At 47.7% G+C, this 19,886-nt stretch carries 18 protein-coding genes; 10 read left to right on the top strand and 8 right to left on the bottom strand.

Annotation, left to right across the window (positions count from 1 at the left end; genetic code table 11):
- Window positions 1–63 precede the first annotated feature (63 nt).
- Together MMOL_RS02135 and MMOL_RS02130 are read right to left on the bottom strand one after the other, a co-directional pair.
- Window positions 64–1,209 (bottom strand): hypothetical protein, encoded by a 1,146-nt coding sequence (locus MMOL_RS02135; RefSeq protein WP_015831368.1) that lies wholly within the window; start codon window positions 1,207–1,209, stop codon window positions 64–66.
- Window positions 1,210–1,480: 271 nt separating this feature from the next.
- Window positions 1,481–2,407: a LysR family transcriptional regulator gene (locus MMOL_RS02130; protein WP_015831367.1), complete on the bottom strand. Its 927-nt coding sequence runs from the start codon at window positions 2,405–2,407 to the stop codon at window positions 1,481–1,483.
- A gap of 173 nt (window positions 2,408–2,580) precedes the next feature.
- Between MMOL_RS02130 and MMOL_RS02125 the strand changes: the two genes are divergently transcribed.
- The 3 genes from MMOL_RS02125 (at window position 2,581) to MMOL_RS12165 (ending at window position 4,463) form a co-directional block, all read left to right on the top strand.
- Window positions 2,581–3,282: a pirin family protein gene (locus tag MMOL_RS02125; protein WP_015831366.1), complete on the top strand. Its 702-nt coding sequence runs from the start codon at window positions 2,581–2,583 to the stop codon at window positions 3,280–3,282.
- A gap of 46 nt (window positions 3,283–3,328) precedes the next feature.
- Window positions 3,329–4,207 (top strand): SDR family oxidoreductase, encoded by an 879-nt coding sequence (locus MMOL_RS02120; RefSeq protein WP_015831365.1) that lies wholly within the window; start codon window positions 3,329–3,331, stop codon window positions 4,205–4,207.
- A 97-nt stretch (window positions 4,208–4,304) separates the two neighbouring features.
- Window positions 4,305–4,463, top strand: coding sequence for a hypothetical protein (locus tag MMOL_RS12165; RefSeq protein WP_015831364.1), 159 nt, complete (start codon window positions 4,305–4,307; stop codon window positions 4,461–4,463).
- 80 nt (window positions 4,464–4,543) lie between these two features.
- Here MMOL_RS12165 and MMOL_RS02115 read toward each other — a convergent pair whose 3' ends face one another.
- Complete coding sequence (locus tag MMOL_RS02115) at window positions 4,544–5,347, bottom strand: DODA-type extradiol aromatic ring-opening family dioxygenase (RefSeq protein ID WP_015831363.1); 804 nt, start codon at window positions 5,345–5,347, stop codon at window positions 4,544–4,546.
- A 469-nt stretch (window positions 5,348–5,816) separates the two neighbouring features.
- Between MMOL_RS02115 and MMOL_RS02110 the strand changes: the two genes are divergently transcribed.
- Window positions 5,817–8,027, top strand: coding sequence for a UvrD-helicase domain-containing protein (locus MMOL_RS02110; protein WP_015831362.1), 2,211 nt, complete (start codon window positions 5,817–5,819; stop codon window positions 8,025–8,027).
- A gap of 153 nt (window positions 8,028–8,180) precedes the next feature.
- On the opposite strand, the gene MMOL_RS02105 is transcribed toward MMOL_RS02110, so the two are convergent.
- From MMOL_RS02105 to MMOL_RS02090, 4 genes are all read right to left on the bottom strand, one after another.
- A complete protein-coding gene (locus tag MMOL_RS02105; protein ID WP_015831361.1) occupies window positions 8,181–8,963 on the bottom strand; it encodes a BPSS1780 family membrane protein in 783 nt (260 codons plus the stop codon).
- Window positions 8,964–9,010: 47 nt separating this feature from the next.
- Entirely contained in the window at window positions 9,011–9,970 is a 960-nt protein-coding gene (thrB, locus tag MMOL_RS02100; protein WP_015831360.1) for a homoserine kinase, read from the bottom strand.
- A gap of 134 nt (window positions 9,971–10,104) precedes the next feature.
- Window positions 10,105–10,458 (bottom strand): DUF2782 domain-containing protein, encoded by a 354-nt coding sequence (locus tag MMOL_RS02095; RefSeq protein WP_015831359.1) that lies wholly within the window; start codon window positions 10,456–10,458, stop codon window positions 10,105–10,107.
- A 79-nt stretch (window positions 10,459–10,537) separates the two neighbouring features.
- Entirely contained in the window at window positions 10,538–11,266 is a 729-nt protein-coding gene (locus tag MMOL_RS02090; RefSeq protein WP_015831358.1) for an LOG family protein, read from the bottom strand.
- A gap of 242 nt (window positions 11,267–11,508) precedes the next feature.
- Between MMOL_RS02090 and polA the strand changes: the two genes are divergently transcribed.
- Genes polA through MMOL_RS12005 form a run of 3 tightly spaced genes read left to right on the top strand, consistent with a single transcriptional unit; the run spans window position 11,509 to window position 15,409 of the window.
- Entirely contained in the window at window positions 11,509–14,337 is a 2,829-nt protein-coding gene (polA, locus tag MMOL_RS02085; protein WP_015831357.1) for a DNA polymerase I, read from the top strand.
- A 28-nt stretch (window positions 14,338–14,365) separates the two neighbouring features.
- Window positions 14,366–15,106, top strand: a complete 741-nt coding sequence (locus MMOL_RS02080) for a competence/damage-inducible protein A (RefSeq protein WP_015831356.1) — start codon at window positions 14,366–14,368, stop codon at window positions 15,104–15,106.
- Between the two features lie 33 nt (window positions 15,107–15,139).
- Window positions 15,140–15,409, top strand: coding sequence for a YkgJ family cysteine cluster protein (locus MMOL_RS12005; protein WP_015831355.1), 270 nt, complete (start codon window positions 15,140–15,142; stop codon window positions 15,407–15,409).
- Here MMOL_RS12005 and MMOL_RS02075 read toward each other — a convergent pair.
- Entirely contained in the window at window positions 15,371–16,639 is a 1,269-nt protein-coding gene (locus MMOL_RS02075; RefSeq protein ID WP_015831354.1) for an MFS transporter, read from the bottom strand. The genes MMOL_RS12005 and MMOL_RS02075 overlap by 39 nt on opposite strands.
- 105 nt (window positions 16,640–16,744) lie before the next feature.
- Here MMOL_RS02075 and dusB point away from each other — a divergent pair, with 105 nt between their 5' ends.
- The 3 genes from dusB to purH all read left to right on the top strand — a co-directional run bounded on the left by dusB (window position 16,745) and on the right by purH (window position 19,789).
- A complete protein-coding gene (gene dusB, locus MMOL_RS02070) occupies window positions 16,745–17,788 on the top strand; it encodes a tRNA dihydrouridine synthase DusB (RefSeq protein WP_015831353.1) in 1,044 nt (347 codons plus the stop codon).
- Window positions 17,789–17,796: 8 nt separating this feature from the next.
- Window positions 17,797–18,033, top strand: coding sequence for a helix-turn-helix domain-containing protein (locus tag MMOL_RS02065; protein ID WP_015831352.1), 237 nt, complete (start codon window positions 17,797–17,799; stop codon window positions 18,031–18,033).
- Window positions 18,034–18,202: 169 nt separating this feature from the next.
- Window positions 18,203–19,789 carry a bifunctional phosphoribosylaminoimidazolecarboxamide formyltransferase/IMP cyclohydrolase gene (gene purH / locus MMOL_RS02060; RefSeq protein ID WP_015831351.1) on the top strand — a complete coding sequence of 529 codons (1,587 nt, stop codon included), beginning with the start codon at window positions 18,203–18,205 and terminating at the stop codon, window positions 19,787–19,789.
- The last annotated feature ends 97 nt before the right edge of the window (window positions 19,790–19,886 follow it).

The following is a 19,886-nucleotide window of genomic DNA, read 5'->3' as shown; positions in this document are numbered from 1 at the left end:
TCTACTTATGCGAGGCGCATCTAAAACCACGTACGAGTAATCTAGTGCTATCTACAGCCAGTCCTAATGTTGATCGCTATCAATGATTTTTGTATCAAAACCGAATACATTACCTGCCCATATCCACATCACCAAAGCTAACACACCAAATGGCATGTAGCCCATATAGCCTAACAACGGCATTTCTGAAAATATGTGTATCACATTCACGTAAGGGATATCGTACACCCAGTAGTTAGGGTTAGTAATCGGCATTTGTGGATGTGCGCTGCCATAGTTCCAGCACTCCCAAACAAAGCCATTCAACATGGTTGCCAGTGCAACTAGCAGTGCAGAGGTCCAGTTGCCTTTAGCCATGTCAGCAAACGGCGTCCAAATATTCAGCTTGATAAGCAAGCCGGAAAACACCATCAATACGCCAATCCACAGCACCCAAAATAAAGGATATGGCCAAAACACCATCAGAAATAACAAGGCATAGCCTGCGTACAACAACACATTACCATTGATATTAACTTTGGGGCCTTGAGAGTACCTGCTGGTTAAACTCGGGCAAGTGTTTAGCAACATATACCATTGAAAAATAGCAGGCCAAACAGTGGTGTAAGCGAGCAAAAATATCACTACTACAGCTTCATGTGACAGTGAAGGAATACTTTCGGTTTGCGGGTAGTACCAATTGCCTAGCGCAAAGTAATTGTAATACTCAAACATACGCCAACCAACCAAAGAAACCAATGCGCTGATCACTAGTGTTTTAGCTTTGGATGAGAGCAAAGACTGGCCATTGTTATAACGATAAACCATGGCGTCCAGAGTAAAAATAAAGCTCCACCATAGCGGTGTAAAGGCGTAATAAACCAAGCCGCCAAAGATAGTCACGCGCGTCCACATCAGCCACAAAAAGAATGAAGTGGACACCAACCCCACCCAAAACCAAACAGGCAAAGGTAACGGTTTATTAGGTGCTGCGGGAGCGACTTTTTTAAACCCAAATAGCGTGGGAGAAATATACAGCGCCAGTATAACCAACTCTACAAACGCCAACGCGCTAAATACAATTAGATTAAAACCAGGAGCTGCTGCTACAAACTGTGGAGGAAACACACCAAAACCGGGCGGTAAATGTGTATCGGGGTAAGCAAACCAACTGGCAATTAAAGGGACTAGCGAAGCTAGCATGATAGGTATGATTAGTTTTTTCTTCATTTGCAATCTCGTTGTTAATAAAAAGTATCGCTACACTTATCTACAATCTGAATTTACAAATGTACTTACAAATAATTCGGGCGCGTTTATTTTTACGCCCCTGCTAATCTGTCATTTTTTAGCATGCTGAGATTAAATGTTTTATCGCCGCACAGGATAGTAAGCTCGCTTGCATGCATGCATGTAAATTCAAACCAAGCAAAACACTATCAGCCAACAATCTTAGAAACAACCACCCATACAGAACAGGTGGTTAAACACAAAAACCAACCTAATACTCAGCACTCATCCTTCCTAACCAAAGCTTTTCTGCCATATGCTGAGATCTGACTCTATCAATCCACCATTTCAAGCCGGCACCAGTATCACCGCTACGCCAAGCCATATAGATGGATTCTGGTTGGCGCGTCTCCTCAACTTGTTTTTCTACCAGCAAGCCTTTTGCAATGGCATCACGCGCTAATGGCTCAGGTAAAAAGCCAAAGCCAAGCCCAGCTAGCTGAAACTCATATTTTGTGCGCATATTAGGCACGGCTAGTGTTTCCTGACCAAACAGCAAACCCACGGTACGCGGCGGCATTTTGCGCACAGAATCGCTTACCGTAATGGCTCTATGCTGATATAACTCAGCTTTACCTAGCGGTTGGTTCAAGCTCGCTAAGGGGTGATTAGGCGCAACGGCAAACACAAACTGTATGGTATCAATCACCTCTGCGTGATAGCCGCCACCAGATGGCCCCTCACCGGCAGCACCTATCAGCAAATCCACTCGCCTATCCATTAGCGCTTCCCAGCTGCCGGACAATGCCTCTTGCGCAAAGCGCAACCTGGTCAGATTAGCCACTTTGTAAAACTCAGCGACATCCTCCACTAGCGCGGTGGGCGAAAACACGGAGTCCATGCCGATGGATAACTCTGTTTCCCAGCCAGAAGCCACACGCCGCACTCTATGCTCAAGGTCTTCTGCTGCCTTCAGCAGATAGCGACCTTCTTTTAATAGCTCTTTACCCGCGCTGGTTAAGCTCACTTTAGGGCCTTGCCGCTCAAACACCTGCACGCCTAAGTCCTGCTCCAACTTACTCACCGTATAGGAAATGGTAGACGGTACTTTATGTAGCTCATTACCCGCTGCTGCGAACGATCCGCCGCGGTCAATAGCATCAAGAATTAATAAAGAATCTAGGCTTATTCTGAACATTCGATTTTTTCGATGATAGGTTGATAATTTTTCCGTTTTTCATCATGGAAATAACGGCTCATAATGCTTCTCACATTAACCGGCAGTCATTTATTAACGAATACGATGTTTCAAATTATCGCATATAGATAAATGACAATGTTGCCAATACAGCACAAATAAGGAGATTGATTATGTTACAGGTTCTTAAAAATAGCCAACGCGGTGCAGCTGACCATGGCTGGTTGCAATCAAACCATTCATTCTCATTCGGTCACTATTACAACCCAGAGCAAATGGGCTTTGGGCCACTACTAGTGATTAACGAAGACCGCGTACAACCTGCCCGCGGGTTTGGCACACACAGCCATGAAAACATGGAGATCATTAGCTATGTGTTAAGCGGCGCACTGGAGCACAAAGACAGCATGGGCAATGGCTCTGTGATTCGTTACGGTGATGTGCAAAGAATGAGTGCCGGTACTGGTGTAAGCCATAGTGAATTTAATCACTCCAGCACTGAACGCGTGCACTTTTTACAAATTTGGATTAACCCTAACGTAACAGGCATTGCACCAAGCTACGAGGAAAAACATTTTGATAGCGCATCAAAAACAGGACAACTGCGTTTGATTGCTTCACAAGATGGAAAAGATGGCTCAGTGCTGATTCACCAAAATGCCAGCATCTATGCAGCGATATTGAATGAAGAACACAGATTAACTCATCAATTAGCATCTAATAGAACCGGTTACGTGCATTTGATTAAAGGCCAAGTGGAAATCAACGGCATTAAATTGACCACGGGTGACGCCTTAAAAATTCAGGACGAAACATCGATTGAATTTAGCAATGCTGTAGATGCAGAGCTACTGATGTTCGACCTACCTTACTAACTTTTTATTTATTTTTAATTATTAAACATATTTTAGGAGCAATACCATGACACAGGAAACCATTTTAATCGTAGGTGCAGCAGGTAATAACGGCGTAGCAGCCATTGAAGCACTGGTAAACAAAAAAGACAGCAACATCAAAGTTGTGGCTGGTGTAAGAAGCGCAAGTAAAGCCGCTCAACTTAAAGAAAAGTTTCCAACGATAGAAACCGCTATTTTTGATCTAGACCAACCTGCCACATTAACTGCTGCGTTTGCCGGCGTGACCAAGGTATACATCATTCCGGGTAATGTAGAAAACAGAGCGCAACATGCCAAACACACCGTAGATGCGGCAGTTGCGTCAGGCACTGTGAATCAAATCGTGCTGTTATCTGTAGTGGGTGCCGAATGGGAAGCGATTTTATTTGCCAAACAGTTCCGTGAGGCAGAGAAATACCTAGAAGCATCAGGCTTGCCATGGACACACCTGCGCACTATCTGGTTCCAGGATAACTTCTTTGGCTGGGCAGACGGTGTAAAAAGCGGCAAATTATACTTTAGTATCAGAGACGGCAAACTTGCACCACTCAATGTACAGGACATTGGCGAGGCAGCAGCGGTTATCCTCACCACGGAAGGCCACGCTAACAAAGCGTACAACCTAACTGGTCCAGAGTTGCTGTCAGGCAGCGACATTGCAGCAGTGTTTGCTCGCGTGACCGGACATAGCGTTGACTACGTATCACCAGACGAAGAGACGACCTATGCATCATTAACTGGTTCAGGCTGGCCAGAGTGGCAAGCCAAAGGCGTGCTGGAGCTGTTTGAGGTATTTGCCTCCAACCAAGCAGCAGTAGTCACTGCTGATGGCGAAACATTACTCGGCCGCCCACTAACCAGATTTGAAGATTTTATTACTGCCAACAAAACAGCATTTATTTAAACAACCTTACAACATGCACACCACTCTCAGGCTTAGGCTGGAGAGTGGCAATACCCAACTTGAATACTATAAATTAATACTGAAAAAGAGAACCATCATGACCTTAGCAAACATCTACTACTGGAGAAACTCAACCAGCCTGAACAATACAAAACTTAGCATTAGCGCTGAGCGTAACGCCAACAGCACAGACTTAGCGCAAGTTGATTTAGAAGCAAAACTTAGAGAAGAGGCCACATGGTTGGGGATAGGATGACGGCACAGGCTAGGCGATGAACCCATTACCTAGCCAACTTACACCTTGAGCACTATTCAGCACTACCTCCCAACTCTCTACTAGCCAAAGCGGTAAGAAGCCATTACCACCCCAAACACGGTATCCGTAAAAATACGCTCACCCACACTATCCCCTGCCGCACCCGCCACCACCATTAAAGGAATCAAGTGATCCTCACGCGGATGCACTAAACGCGCACTCGGCGCCTGCTCCCAATCCACCAGCGCCTGATTACGCTGCTGCGAGCTAGAGTTAACAATTGCTTCGTATAAATATTGCTCAAACTGCACCGATGGTTCAAATGATGTCGGCCGCCCAAAGCCGCGCATATTGTGATAAGTAAGCCCACTGCCCACAATCAGCACCCCTTCATCTCGCAGCGGGGCTAAAGCCTCACCCAGCTTGATATGCTCCAGTGGGTCATAGTTAGACTTCATTGACAGCAACACCACAGGTACATCGGCATGCGGATACATCAGCATCAAAGGCACAAAAGTACCGTGATCAAAACCGCGCTGCGCATCCTCCAACACAGGTACACCGCTTAACGCCAACAACTCACCAACACGCTTAGCCAAAGCCGGGCTGCCCGCAGCTGGGTACTGCACATGATAAGTATGCTCTGGAAAGCCGGAATAGTCATACACCATAGGCGGCTGCTGTGCGGTAGACACCGTAAACTGCGGCTCTTCCCAGTGACCGGTAATCACCAATATCGCTTTTGGCTTTGCCGGCAGGCTGGTAGGCAGCTTAGCCAACTCAGCCTCGGTAACGGCAAACAGCCGCCGCATGTCCTCTACATAAGGCCAGGGGCCGCCGCCATGGGAAATAAACAAGGTAGGGAATCTAGTATTTGATGTCATGACATTAATATTCGGGTTGATTCCAGCAGGCTACTCCCAAACACTGCTGCTTTAAACTGCTAGCGCATTAAGTTACAAATAATTTACAAGTTATTTACAATTGGCAATATTTAAGTTTATACTATCACCCATAAATAAGCCTTTGCATAAATAGCAGGCAAAAAAAGACCCCAACCAAGGGGATGAAATCGGGGTCCAAAAAATGCCTCATCGTCTAAGGCTTCCGCTCAGGGAGGATTGGAGCGGAAAGGCAACTAGCGTTACCTGTAAGCTCTGACTAAGCCTTTTCACAATAAGTTCCGAACTCTTTTATTTTTTACGCATTCGCGCCACACACCACGCTTGCATGTCCCACAAATCTCGCCGCAACTGGCATCAGCTCGCACATCCGGCACATGCTAAGTTGCCGTTATAGATGAAATATTCGCACTAAATATTCACTCTAAGTAGTCATGCTAAAATAGCAGCTATGAATACGCAAACCACCATGCAAGATCCGCTTTTAGCCGGCTTAAACAATAAACAACTGGAAGCCGTCACTCTCCCCCAACAATCTGCGCTGATTTTAGCAGGTGCTGGTAGCGGAAAAACGCGCGTGCTCACCGCACGGATTGCATGGCTAATCCAAACCGAGCAAGTTTCACCTACTGGCTTATTGGCAGTGACGTTTACCAACAAAGCGGCAAAAGAGATGCTCACCCGCATCACCGCATCATTACCCATCAACACCCGTGGCATGTGGGTTGGTACTTTCCATGGACTGTGCAACCGCTTACTACGTGCACATCACCGTGAGGCAGGCTTACCTGCCAGCTTCCAGATTCTGGATATTGCCGACCAGCTTTCCATGATTAAACGCCTGATGAAGCTGATGAACGTGGATGACGAGAAGTTTCCGCCCAAACAGGTGCAAAACTACATTAACGGTTGCAAAGACGAAGGCCTGAGAGCACATGCAGTGGATGCTTATGACCCACACTCACAAAAACTACGCGAAATCTTTGAAGAATACGATAAACAATGCCAGCGTGATGGCGTAGCCGACTTTGCTGAGCTGCTATTACGTTGTTACGAACTACTGGAGCGCGACACCAATATTCGCCAGCACTATCAAAGCCGTTTCCGCTACATATTAGTGGATGAGTTTCAAGATACCAACCGCCTGCAATATCAATGGTTAAAACTCTTAGCAGGTAAAGACAACTGCATGTTTGCCGTAGGTGATGACGACCAATCTATTTATGGCTTCCGCGGTGCGCGTGTCGGCAATATGCGCGACTTTGAAACCGACTTTAACGTACAGAGCATAGTAAAGCTAGAGGAAAACTACCGTTCGCACAGCAATATCCTAGATGCCGCCAATGCCATTATTTCGCACAACAAAAACCGCTTAGGTAAAAACCTATGGACCAGTGCTGGTGCCGGCGAACCGGTACGTGTGTACCAAGCTTACAACGACAATGACGAAGCGCAGTTTATTGTGGATGAAATTAAAATGCTGCATGCCGAAGGCACGGAGCTAGGCGAAATGGCCATGCTCTACCGCTCTAACGCACAATCACGCGTATTGGAGCATGCACTATTCTCGGCCAACCTACCGTACCGGGTATATGGCGGCCTGCGCTTCTTTGAACGTGCCGAAATTAAACACGCGCTCGCTTATATGCGCCTGATTGCTAACGCCAATGACGATACTGCATTACTGCGTGTGATTAACTTTCCAGCACGCGGCATCGGCGCACGTAGTTTAGAGCAACTGCAAGAAGCAGCACGCGCCGGAAACTGTAGCCTCTGGCAAGCTGCTATCAACAAAGTAGGCAACGGCAAAGTGGGCGGCAAAGGCATAGATGGCTTTGTTGCCCTAATTAGGCAAATGGTAGATGAAGCCTATGGCATCAGCCTAGCCGAACTGGCCGAACTGGCCACCACACTCTCTGGCCTCAAGGCGCACTACCAAAATGAAAAAGAAGGTGAAGACCGCATCGCCAACTTAGAAGAACTGGTGACCGCAGCGGTGGCGTTTACCAATCAGGATTTTGGTAACCACAGCAATGCAGATGGCGAAACCGAACAAGATTTACTCACCCAATTTTTAAGCCATGCCAGTTTAGAGGCCGGTGAACACCAGGCCGACGTAGGGCGTGAAGCACTGCAACTTATGACGGTGCACGCCTCTAAAGGCCTAGAGTTCAAAGTTGTATTTATTAGCGGCTTAGAAGAAGGTTTATGCCCGCATGAGCAAAGCACCTACGAAGCCAATGGCCTAGAAGAAGAACGCAGGCTCATGTATGTAGCGGTCACACGTGCGCGCCAACGCTTGTATTTAAGTCATGCCCAAAGCCGCATGCTACATGGGCAGGTACGTTACGGCATTCCATCGCGCTTTTTAGATGAAATTCCGGATAAACTGCTCAAACATTTAAATAGCAAACCGGTGGCTAAATCAGGCTACGGCAGAGATTACAACGAACTGCCGGCAGTGATGAGCAAGCAACAAAGTAGTACGCAAAAAAATGCCATGCCGTGGAAAGTGGGCCAACAAGTTGCACACAATAAATTTGGTAATGGCGTGGTAGTGAGTTATGAAGGCAACGCCAACGATATGCGTGTACAAGTAAATTTTGGACGAGAAGGCCTGAAGTGGCTGGCGCTGGAGTTTGCCAAACTAACGGCAATCTAGGTTCCTATTGGCGCCAGTTCACTCTAGCGCAAATTCTGATGATTTGCGCTAAACGGAGTAAGAATCCGGCAAGTCTAAAAGCCAAGCCTGAGCATAAAACCTGACAGTAAAGCCGGAACGCAAGCCCCCGCTGCCTATACCACTCAGTTAGCGCTAGCTAACCTGATCAGGTTGATCAACTTGGTTAGTGTCTTCTACCCCAAAGATGTCAGCGTAGCTGGTGTAAAGGCTAGTCATCATCACTGGGATGATGGCGACAAACACCACAGAAAATATCACGTGGACGCTGACTACCAGCCACATGGCAGCCATTAAAACCGCCATAAACATCAAGCCATACAGTAGGAACGGCAGCATATTCTTTAAGCATGCGACAAAGCTTAACTTCATTGCATCTACGGCTTTAAGTTGATTAAGCCCCGCCAATACTGGTGCAAACCAGTAACCCATCAGCACCGGCATCAACAAAAACATCGCAATAAACAATGGCAAGATCACCGTGCTTGCCTGCTCAGGGCTGAGATCTTTGCCTTGCGCAATCAACTCTACCGCATTTCGATCCAGCATCAGCACAACCAACACCGCTATCACCAGCAGGCTCATCATATAAAAACCACCCACCGCTACCAACTGTGAGGTGTTTTGCTTAAAGCCTTGAAACAGGTGATTGATTTCCAACTCTTGGTCACGCGTAAGCGCTTGGCAGCCCCACATCATGCCTGCTGCGAACACCGGAGCTAACAAAGTGCTGACCACAGAACCCAATATCGGCACCAGCGAAATAGGAATCATAATAGCCAAATAAATCAGCAGTAAAATTACCCACATCACAGGGTTAGCTCTAAACAAATTAATGCCGTTTACTATCCAAAGCCACGCGTTTGCCGCTGGCACTTGTTTAATTGCCGGAGATTGCGTATTTAGATTTTCTGCCATGATGCTTTCACCTCTAGTTTTAAATCAGCCTACTCTTAACTACCTGCTTAGGCGTGCGCAGCACGTAGCTCATGTGCGGTGCGCAATCTAAGTATATTTTTAAAATGATTGGGGTCTTTCGCATGCGTTAACTCACCCGCTTGCGGATAAATCTGGTCATACAAGCGTGACAGCCAAAAACGCAATGCCGCAATCCGCAGCAAGCCATTCCATGCCGCAAGCTCAGCCTCTGCAAACGGACGCACCGCTTGATAAGCTTGCAATAACGCCTCCACTTTAGCAGCATCCAACTGCCCGTCTGCCTGCACGCACCAGTCATTGGCCACAATAGCCAAGTCGTAGGCCAGCACATCATGGCATGCGTAGTAGAAATCGATCAAACCACCGACTTTATCGCCATCGAACAGTACGTTATCGCGGAACAAATCTGCATGGATAATGCCTTTAGGCAAGGCTGAGGTGTCTAGCTCGGCTTGGAACGCCAGTGTTTCAGTCAGCAGTTGCTGGTCTTCTGCTGACAAGTGCGCCATCACTTTTTGTGCGGTTTGGTTACGCCAATCCGCGCCACGCGGGTTTTGATGTGCCTGCTCAGAATACTGTGAAGCAAAAGACTCTCCAGCCAAATGCATTTGCGCCAGCACTCGACCCACCTCTGCGCAGTGCACGCTGGTAGGTGCCGTAATATCCTGACCACTTAGGCAACTGATTAAGACGGCAGGCTTGCCATTGAGCATATGTAAGTTGACGCCAGCTTTATTGCTGATTGGGTCTGGGCAAGGTACACCGTGCGTAGATAAATGATGCATTAAATCAATAAAGTAAGGCAGTTCATCTATCGTGTTGTGCTCAAACAAGGTCAGCACGTATCTATCTTGCGTAGTAGTCACAAAATAATTGGTATTGGTAATGCCTGAGGAAATACCTTTCAACTCAACCAGCTCACCAATGGAGTAATCCTGAAGCCAAGCTTGTAGTTGTTGGTTGCTAACTGAGGTAAAAACAGACATAGATATAATTTAAAAACTGGAAATAATTAAAGGCAGGGCATTATATCAAGCATGTAGATGAAAACGCTGCTCGCATCCACATGCCTGATTTAGTTAATTTTGGTTTGGTTAATTTTGGCTTGGTCAATGAATGATTAGAATCTAAAGATAGTCCATTTAGGAACAGATAATGGCGGATTAGGCCCTACGTTTACCCAAGCGCCATCTTGGTCTTCCCTATGTAAATAATAAGGCACACCGTGCTTAGGCGTTACCTTCATCATGTAGAGCTGGCCACCAATACGGTATTCCTCAATGGTTTCGCCATTCTTTTTGACAATAGTCACTTCAGGCTCATCCGGTGTATCTTCCGAACTAATGCTAGGTGGTGGAATGTCCTCTAGCGGCTGCAGATTGGATGGCAGCTCTCTAGCTTGCAATAGCGTTGGTACCAGCATTGCTGCGAGCAATAAAGCACTTAGATTTTTATAACTTTTATGCATCATCATTACCACCCTTTACGGCATGAACATCATCAACTAAACAAGCCCTATTCTATCAAAAACCACCCAACATAAGGCCATATGATTACAAATAAAGCTGGATGCGCTCTTCTTCTGCTGAAAGCTTGAAACCACGGGTTTCGTAATGTTTGAAAATAGCCTGCACGATCTCTTCCGGGTCATCAATCATCTGGATTAAATCCAGGTCACTGGTGGAAATCATATCTTCATTCACCAGCGTGGTTTTCACCCAATCCACCAACCCGCGCCAAAATGGCTCGCAGACCAAGATAATTGGAATCCTAAGCGTTTTACCGGTTTGCACTAAGGTAATCGCCTCCATCAATTCATCTAGAGTACCAAAGCCACCGGGCATCACCACATAAGCGCTCGCATACTTTACAAACATGACTTTACGCATAAAAAAGTGCTTAAAATTCTGGCTGATATCTTGATATGGATTAGCATTCTGCTCATGCGGCAGCTCAATATTTAGACCAATGCTGGGCGACTTGCCAGCAAATGCACCTTTATTGGCAGCCTCCATAATGCCAGGGCCGCCGCCTGAAATCACCGCAAAACCGGCATCAGAAAGACGTCTGGCAATATCCACCGTCAGCTCGTAATAAGGGCTGTCTGGCTTGGTACGCGCACTGCCAAAAATAGAAACAGCAGGCGTAATTTCTTTCAGGCGCTCAGTGGCATCCACAAACTCGGACATGATCTTAAACGCATGCCAGGACTCAAGGCCGGTGTGATGCATCCCCTGCACATCAGGGTCAGTAATTTTTGGAATTTTTTTAACTATGGTCATGACGATTAATCCTTGATGAATGAAATACTAAAATTGAAATACCAAAGCTGAACTATCAAAACTTTGGCCAACTAAATGCAGCGCACTAAATTAAAAATCTGCACACAAACAATTTTTAAGCATGTCATATATGTTTTATTATGTAGGCGATTAAAGACCGTTGGCAACAACCTATTGCAATTATTTGCCGCAAACTTGCGGCTATTTAACGTAACGGCCGCTCGCAATTTTTGGATTGATATATGAAAACTTTACTACTGGTGGATGGCTCGTCTTATTTGTATCGTGCGTTCCACGCCATGCCTGATCTGCGCAACTCTGCCAACGAGCCGGTAGGCGCGATTCAGGGCGTACTTAACATGTTGCGCCGCCTGCATAAAGACTACCCTGCCGAATACAGTGCCTGTGTGTTTGACGCTAAGGGCAAAACCTTCCGCGATGACATTTATCCAGAATACAAAGCTAACCGCGCCAGCATGCCTGATGATTTGCGCTCACAAATTGAGCCGCTATTTGAAACCATACGCGCCATGGGCTGGCCACTCATCATTGAAGATGGCGTAGAAGCGGACGACGTGATTGGCGCACTGGCAAAACAAGCGGAGCAACAAGGCATTAAAACCATTATCTCTACCGGCGATAAAGACATTTCACAGCTGGTGAACGAGCAAATTACCGTGGTCAACACCATGCGCGATGCTTTCCGTAAGACTGATGACGTGCTAGATGTCGCAGGTGTGGAAAATAAATTCGGCATCCCGCCCAGCTTGATTATTGATTATCTGGTACTGATTGGTGACACCTCGGACAACGTACCCGGCGTGGAAAAAGTGGGCCCAAAAACCGCAGTGAAATGGCTAAAAGAATACGGCACGCTAGATAATATTGTCGCCAATGCCGACAGCATTAAAGGCGTGGTTGGAGAGAATCTGCGCAAAGCATTACCGTGGCTCCCCACCGCACGCGAGCTGATTACTATCCGCTGTGACGTGGGTATCCGCGAACACTTTGACGAACTAGTACAACAGGCACCCGACAAAGCCAAACTGGCTGCATTATTTGACCACTTTGAATTTAGAAGCTGGAAGCGCGAGCTAGACAACATGCCAGATGCGGTCAGCCAACCCAGCGTCGAACTCGCACCGGCAGGTACGTCAGGTGATTTATTCGGCTCACCCGCAACAGCACCGCAAACCAATGCCGGAGCTGTATCAACACCCAAAGCCGAGCCAAAAACCACAAATCACCATTACACCCCTAACATCAGCCGCCAGTATGAAACCATACTTAGCGAGGCTGTTTTAGACACATGGCTTGCTAAACTCAATCAAGCAGAACTAATCTGCTTTGATACCGAAACCACCTCACTAGACCCGCTCACCGCTCAAATTGTCGGCATGTCGTTTAGTGTAGCCGCAGGCACTGGCGCCTACTTACCACTCACGCACGATTATTTTGATGCGCCTTCACAACTGCCTTTGGCAGAGGTTTTAGCCAAATTCAAGCCTTTGCTGGAGAACCCAACTATCAAAAAAGTAGGGCAAAACCTAAAATACGATAAACACGTATTAGCAAACCACGGCATTGCACTGAACGGCATTGCACACGACACCTTGCTGCAGTCTTACGTGCTGGAAAGCCACCGCGGCCACGGGATGGATGAACTGAGCGCACGACACTTAGGCATTGAGCCCATCAGCTTTGAGCAAGTGGCGGGCAAAGGTGCCAAGCAAGTCGGCTTTAATCAGGTAACCATAGAAGTTGCCGCCGAGTACGCCGCTGAAGATGCCGACATTACCTTGCAACTGCATGAAGCGCTATCGCCACAAGTGCTGCAAGATGACAAACTCAATTTCATTTATAGCCAGGTGGAAATGCCATCAATGGAATGCCTGTTTACCATCGAGCGCAACGGCGTGCTGATTGATGCCAACATGCTCAATCGCCAAAGTAACGAAATTGGCATGAAGCTAATGGAGCTAGAAGCAAAGGCTTTTGAGCTGGCTGGGCAACCATTTAACTTAGGCTCACCTAAGCAACTACAAGAGATTTTATTTGGCAAACTAGGCATCAAACCGATTAAGAAAACCCCTTCTGGCGCGCCATCTACAGATGAAGACGTACTACAGGAACTAGCGCTGGATTACCCACTGCCGAAAGTGCTGCTGGAATACCGTGGTTTAGCCAAATTAAAATCTACCTATACCGACAAGCTGCCGAAAATGATTAACGCGCACACTGGGCGCGTACATACCAACTACAATCAGGCAGTGGCAATCACCGGGCGTTTGGCCAGTAGCGATCCTAACTTGCAAAACATTCCGGTGCGCACCGCGGAAGGCCGCCGCATCCGCGAAGCTTTTATCGCACCGCCCGGCAGTCATATCGTTTCTGCAGATTACTCGCAAATTGAGCTGCGTATCATGGCGCATCTATCTAAAGATGCCGGCATGCTGCAAGCTTTTGCCAACAATGAAGATATTCACCGCGCCACCGCTGCCGAAATCTTTGGTGTGGAACGTAGCGCCGTGGATAACGAACAGCGCCGTTACGCCAAAGTGATTAACTTTGGCCTGATTTACGGCATGAGCGCATTTGGCTTGGCGCAAAACCTCAATATCGAGCGTAGCGCCGCACAAAACTATATAGAACGCTACTTTGCACGCTACCCGGGCGTACGCCAGTACATGCAGGACACGCGCGAACTCGCCAAAGAAAAAGGCTATGTAGAAACTTACTTCGGCCGCAGGCTGTGGGTACCGGAAATCAACAGCGCCAATGGCATGCGTAGAGCAGGTGCCGAACGTGCCGCCATCAACGCGCCTATGCAAGGCACTGCGGCAGACTTAATCAAACTCGCCATGATTGCAGTAGATAAATGGCTGAAAGATGAACAGCTAAACACCAAACTGATCATGCAAGTACACGATGAGCTGGTGCTAGAAGTAGCAGATAGCGAGCTTGAATTGGTGAAACAGAAACTGCCAGAGTTGATGCAAAGTGTAGCGAAACTAGATGTGCCGCTACTCGCCGAAGTAGGCGTGGGCAGCAACTGGGAAAGCGCGCATTAACTTAACAAACAATCAAGACACTTCGAACATGCAAAACTTTGGCATCTACATCATCGGCGATGAAATTCTATCTGGAAAGCGGCAAGACGCGCATCTGAACTTTGTCATACAGGCATTAAAGTCACGTGGGTTACAGCTGGCATGGGCGCATTATCTGGGTGATATTCCGGCGCAGATTACCAGGCTGCTGCAGGCTAGTATGCAGCATGGCGATATCGTGTTCAGTTTTGGCGGCATTGGCGCTACACCAGACGATTACACACGCCAGTGCGCGGCAGACGCAGCCGGAGTGACGCTGACACGTCACGCAGGGGCGGTTGCCGAGATTGAGGCGCAATATGGTGAAGGCGCTTATCCTAAGCGAGTATTGATGGCAGATTTGCCTTCTGGTGCAGCGCTAATTCCCAACCCAGTTAATCGCGTAGCTGGCTTTGCCATCAACCAGCATTACTTTGTGCCGGGTTTTCCACAAATGGCGCATCCTATGGTGGAGTGGGTGCTAGACACCCACTACCAGCACCTATTTCACCAACAGGATTACACTGAGCTATCGATCCTAGTGATGGAGGCCGGCGAAAGCCAACTCATTGATTTAATGAATCATATTGTAGCGAAATACCCAGAACTCAAGCTGTTTAGCCTGCCTAAACTGGATAACCGCCGCACCACAGAGGTGGGGGTCAAAGGCCCTACGGCAACGGCAAACGCAGCATTGGAAGAAATCAAGCTCGCAGTCACCGCACTGAATTTCCCGTGGACAGAATGTTAAGCGCTGCAGAGCACTAAGGCTGATCAATACTCCATGAAATGTAGAGACCATTGCGGCGCATGCTGCATCGCACCTTCCATCAACAGCCCTATTCCCGGTATGCCCAATGGCAAGCCTGCCGGGGTGCGCTGCGTTCAGCTAGATGAGCACAATATGTGTAAAATTTTTGGTCAGCCGGAGCGCCCTGCGTTTTGTGGTGGCCTGCAACCTAGTGCAGAAATGTGTGGCGATACACGCGAGCAAGCCATCACATGGCTGACGCACCTAGAGCAAGTCACTACCCCTGCGCTCCCCCAGCAATAACACCGCAATAAAACTCACGGCAGCGGCAATAGACACATAAGCCCCTACCCAGGCTAAGCCACCGGCCGTCACCAGCACTTGTGAAATATAGGGTGCCATTGAAGCACCTAAAATACCACCAAGCTGATAAGCCAAACCCGCGCCGGTATAACGTACCGCCACTGGAAACTGCTCAGGCAGGTATGCCCCCATCGGCGCAAAAGTAGCGCCCATCAGGAACAAGGCTAAAGATAAAAACAAAGTCACTTGCACTACCGAGCCACTTTCGAGCAAAGGGCTTAACGCAAAGCCTGCCAGCACCGCCAGTGCACCGCTAAATAACAGCACAGGCTTGCGCCCGTAGATGTCACTCAACTTTGCTGAAATAGGCGTAGCAAGCGTCATAAACAAAATAGCAACACACAACATGCCTAAAAAGTCGCTACGCGTAAACCCCAAATTAGCGGTACCGTAACTCAAGCAAAACACCGTGGCGGTATAAAATAAGTTGTAGCACACCACCATCGCCAGTGCGCCTAACAGCACCGGCCGTAAATGTTGGCTTAATAACGGCTTGATGGGCATCGCATGTGTTTTATGCTGCGCCAGCGCGCTAGCAAAAGCTGGCGTTTCAGCTAGTTTAAAACGCACATACAAACCCACGCCCACCAGTAGAGCGCTGGCAATAAAAGGCAGACGCCAGCCCCACGCTTTAAATTGCGCATCAGTTAGCCATAGCGACAAAGCGAGATAGCTCAAAGTGGCCATTAAAAAACCAACCGATGGCCCCAACTGCGGAAACATGCCAAACCAAGCGCGCTTGCCTGCCGGCGCATGCTCAGTAGCCAGCAATGCTGCGCCGCCCCACTCACCACCTAAGCCCAACCCCTGACCAAAGCGCAAGATACATAAGGCAATTGGCGCCCAGATACCTAACGTGTCGTAGCCCGGTAATAGCCCAATCAGCAAAGTAGAAATACCCATCAACAGCAAAGATGCCGCCAGCGTGGCCTTACGCCCGACTTTATCGCCAAAATGGCCAAACACGATGGCACCCACTGGCCGTGCAATAAACGCAATGCCAAACGTTAAAAATGCATTCAGAGACTGAGTGGCTGGGTCACTAGCAGGAAAAAATACTTGCCCGATCACCAAAGCTGCTGCCATGGCGTAAATATAAAAATCGTAAAACTCAATCGCGGTGCCAATAAAGCTGGCAAAGGCAATGTGGGTGGTAGATGGCTTCTGCATAATCAGACTCAATAAAAAACTATTGCCAATTGTATGCTGAAAATTGTTTTCTCAAACTGAGATTGCGTATAAAATAGGCAGCTTTCGCGTACGAGAAATACACTAGTGCAAATCGGTAATCACATCTTAAAAAACAACCTAGTTGTCGCACCCATGGCGGGCGTGACCGACAGGCCTTTCCGCCAGCTTTGCAAAAAGATGGGCGCGGGCTTGGCTGTATCTGAGATGGTGACCTCGAACTCACTACTGTACGGTAGCGAAAAAACCAAACGCCGTGCCAACCACGAAGGCGAAGTTAACCCGATTTCTGTGCAAATTGCTGGTGCTGACCCCAAAATGATGGCCGAGGCCGCTAAACACAATGTGGACAATGGCGCGCAAATCATTGACATCAACATGGGCTGCCCGGCTAAAAAAATCTGTAACGTGATGGCAGGCTCGGCATTGCTGAAAGACGAACCGCTAGTTGCGCAAATTCTGCGCGCAGTTGTAGGCGCAGTCGATGTACCGGTCACACTAAAAATCCGTACCGGTTGGGACAAACAAAACCGCAACGCGATTCAAATCGCGAAAATGGCTGAAGACTTAGGCGTGCAGGCGTTAGCCATGCATGGCCGCACCCGCGCCTGTGCTTATATGGGCGACGCAGAATACGATACCATCGCGGCAGTAAAGCAAGCGATTAAGATTCCGCTGATTGCTAATGGCGACATCACCACCCCAGAAAAAGCAAAGTTTGTGCTGGATTACACCGGTGCAGATGCCGTGATGATAGGCCGCGCCGCACAAGGTCGCCCTTGGATATTCCGCGAAATTGAGCATTACCTCACTACCGGCACCCATTTATTGCCACCTACCGTGGATGAAATCCACGCCGTGATGCTAGAACATCTTCATGATTTATATGAGTTCTATGGTGACCTTACCGGCATGCGTATGGCACGTAAGCACATTTCATGGTACACCAAAGGTTTAGCTGGTTCGGCACAGTTCCGCCACACCATGAACACTCTGCAAACCATAGAATTACAACTACAAGCAATTAATGACTTTTTTGTAGAACTAAAAACAAAAAATGAGCGCTTGGTTTACATTGAAAATGACGCTGACGATTCCGAAACAGATGCGTCTTCAGCATTAGCAGCCTAGGAACTTCTATGTCAGAAAATTGTAAGCTCAGCCAAGCAGTGCAAGAGTCTTTAGATGATTACTTTATGCATCTGGAGGGTGAGCCGCCACATGCCGTTTACGATATGGTGTTAGGTTGCGTAGAAAAACCACTGCTTAACTACATCATGCACAAAGTGGGTGGCAACCAGAGCAAAGCTGCCGAGATTCTGGACATCAATCGCAACACCCTGCGTAAAAAACTTCAGCAGTACAAGATCGAATAAAACAAGCACGCAATACGCATTGTTTTATTCGATCTTGCATTTTGGACAATTCATTTTGGTAGCAATTTAATAAACCAAATTTGATTGTCAGGAAACAACCGCAGCAAAAATTTAACGTGTATTGGCAAATAGCGAATACAGCTTATCATTTGTATTATGGAATCATTTTATGGCAACTACTAAACGTGCGCTAATTAGCGTTTCTGATAAAACCGGCATTATTGATTTTGCAAAAGGCTTGCAAGCTTTAGGGGTTGAGATTTTATCAACTGGCGGCACCGCTAAACTATTCCGCGACAACAACATTCCAGTGATTGAAGTAAGTGATTACACTGGCTTCCCTGAAATGTTAGACGGCCGCGTAAAAACCCTGCATCCAAAAGTGCATGGCGGTATTTTAGGTCGCCGTGATTTGCCAGAGCACGTATCAGCCATGCAAGCACAAGACATTCCAAACATTGACATGGTGGTGGTGAACTTATATCCGTTTGAAGCAACAGTTGCTAACCCAAATTGCAGCCTGGAAGATGCGATTGAAAACATCGATATCGGCGGCCCGGCCATGGTGCGTTCAGCAGCAAAAAACTGGAAAGATGTTGCGGTAGTGACTGATGCCAGCCAATATGCAGACGTATTGCGCGAGCTACAAAGCACAGGCGGCGCTACCAGCCAAGCCACAAAATTTGCGCTATCTGTTGCTGCGTTCAACCGCATCAGCAACTACGATGGTGCAATCAGCGACTACTTATCTAGCTTCAATGCAGATGGTTCACGCAACCCTTACCCTGCGCAAGTAAATAGCCGTTTTGTGAAACTGCAAGACTTACGCTATGGCGAAAACCCACATCAAAGTGCAGCGTTCTACCGCGACACAAACCCAGCACCTGGTTCTTTGGTAACGGCGGTACAACTGCAAGGTAAAGAATTAAGCTACAACAACATTGCCGATGCTGATGCAGCGTGGGAAGCAGTCAAGAGCTTTGACTCAACCGCATGCGTGATTGTTAAGCATGCTAACCCATGCGGCGTAGCACTTGGTAAAGACGCACTAGAGGCTTACAGCAAAGCGTTCCAAACTGACCCAACCTCAGCATTTGGTGGCATTATCGCTTTCAACACCACTTTAGATAAAGCGGCAGCCGAAGCGGTAAGCAAGCAGTTCGTAGAAGTGTTAATCGCACCGGACTACACCGCTGAAGCATTGGCGATATTCAGTGCCAAAGCTAACGTGCGCGTACTTAAAATTGCGCTGCCAGCAGGCGGCGATAACGCTTGGGCACAAGGTCGCAACTCACACGACACCAAACGTATTGGTTCTGGCTTGCTGATTCAAACTGCAGACAACCACGAAATCAGCGTCAATGATTTAAAAATCGTCAGCAAAAAACAACCAACCCCAGAACAGTTACAAGACATGCTATTTGCATGGCGCGTGGCTAAATACGTTAAATCAAACGCGATTGTATTCTGCGGTAACAGCATGACACTGGGCGTAGGCGCAGGCCAAATGAGCCGTGTAGACAGCACCAAGATTGCCGCGATTAAGGCACAAAACGCTGGCCTCACTCTGAAAAACTCAGTGGTCGCTTCTGATGCGTTCTTCCCGTTCCGTGATGGCATTGATGTACTGGCAGAAGCTGGTGCAGCTTGTGTGATCCATCCAGGTGGCAGCATGCGTGATGAAGAAGTGATTGCCGCAGCTGACGAGCACGGCTTGGTGATGGTGGTCACTGGTATTCGCCACTTTAGGCACTAAGTTATTAAAACCAAGTAATTATTAAAATAATAACGTTCGTTCTTCTTTTTGCCACAGCCAGCCTAAAAACTAGCTGTGGCGAAAGATTTTTAAGGGT

It is taken from the genome of Methylotenera mobilis JLW8 (genome assembly GCF_000023705.1).
GTDB lineage: Bacteria > Pseudomonadota > Gammaproteobacteria > Burkholderiales > Methylophilaceae > Methylotenera > Methylotenera mobilis.
Note: the sequence above shows the minus strand (reverse complement) of the source record. Positions and strands in the feature narration are given on the sequence as shown.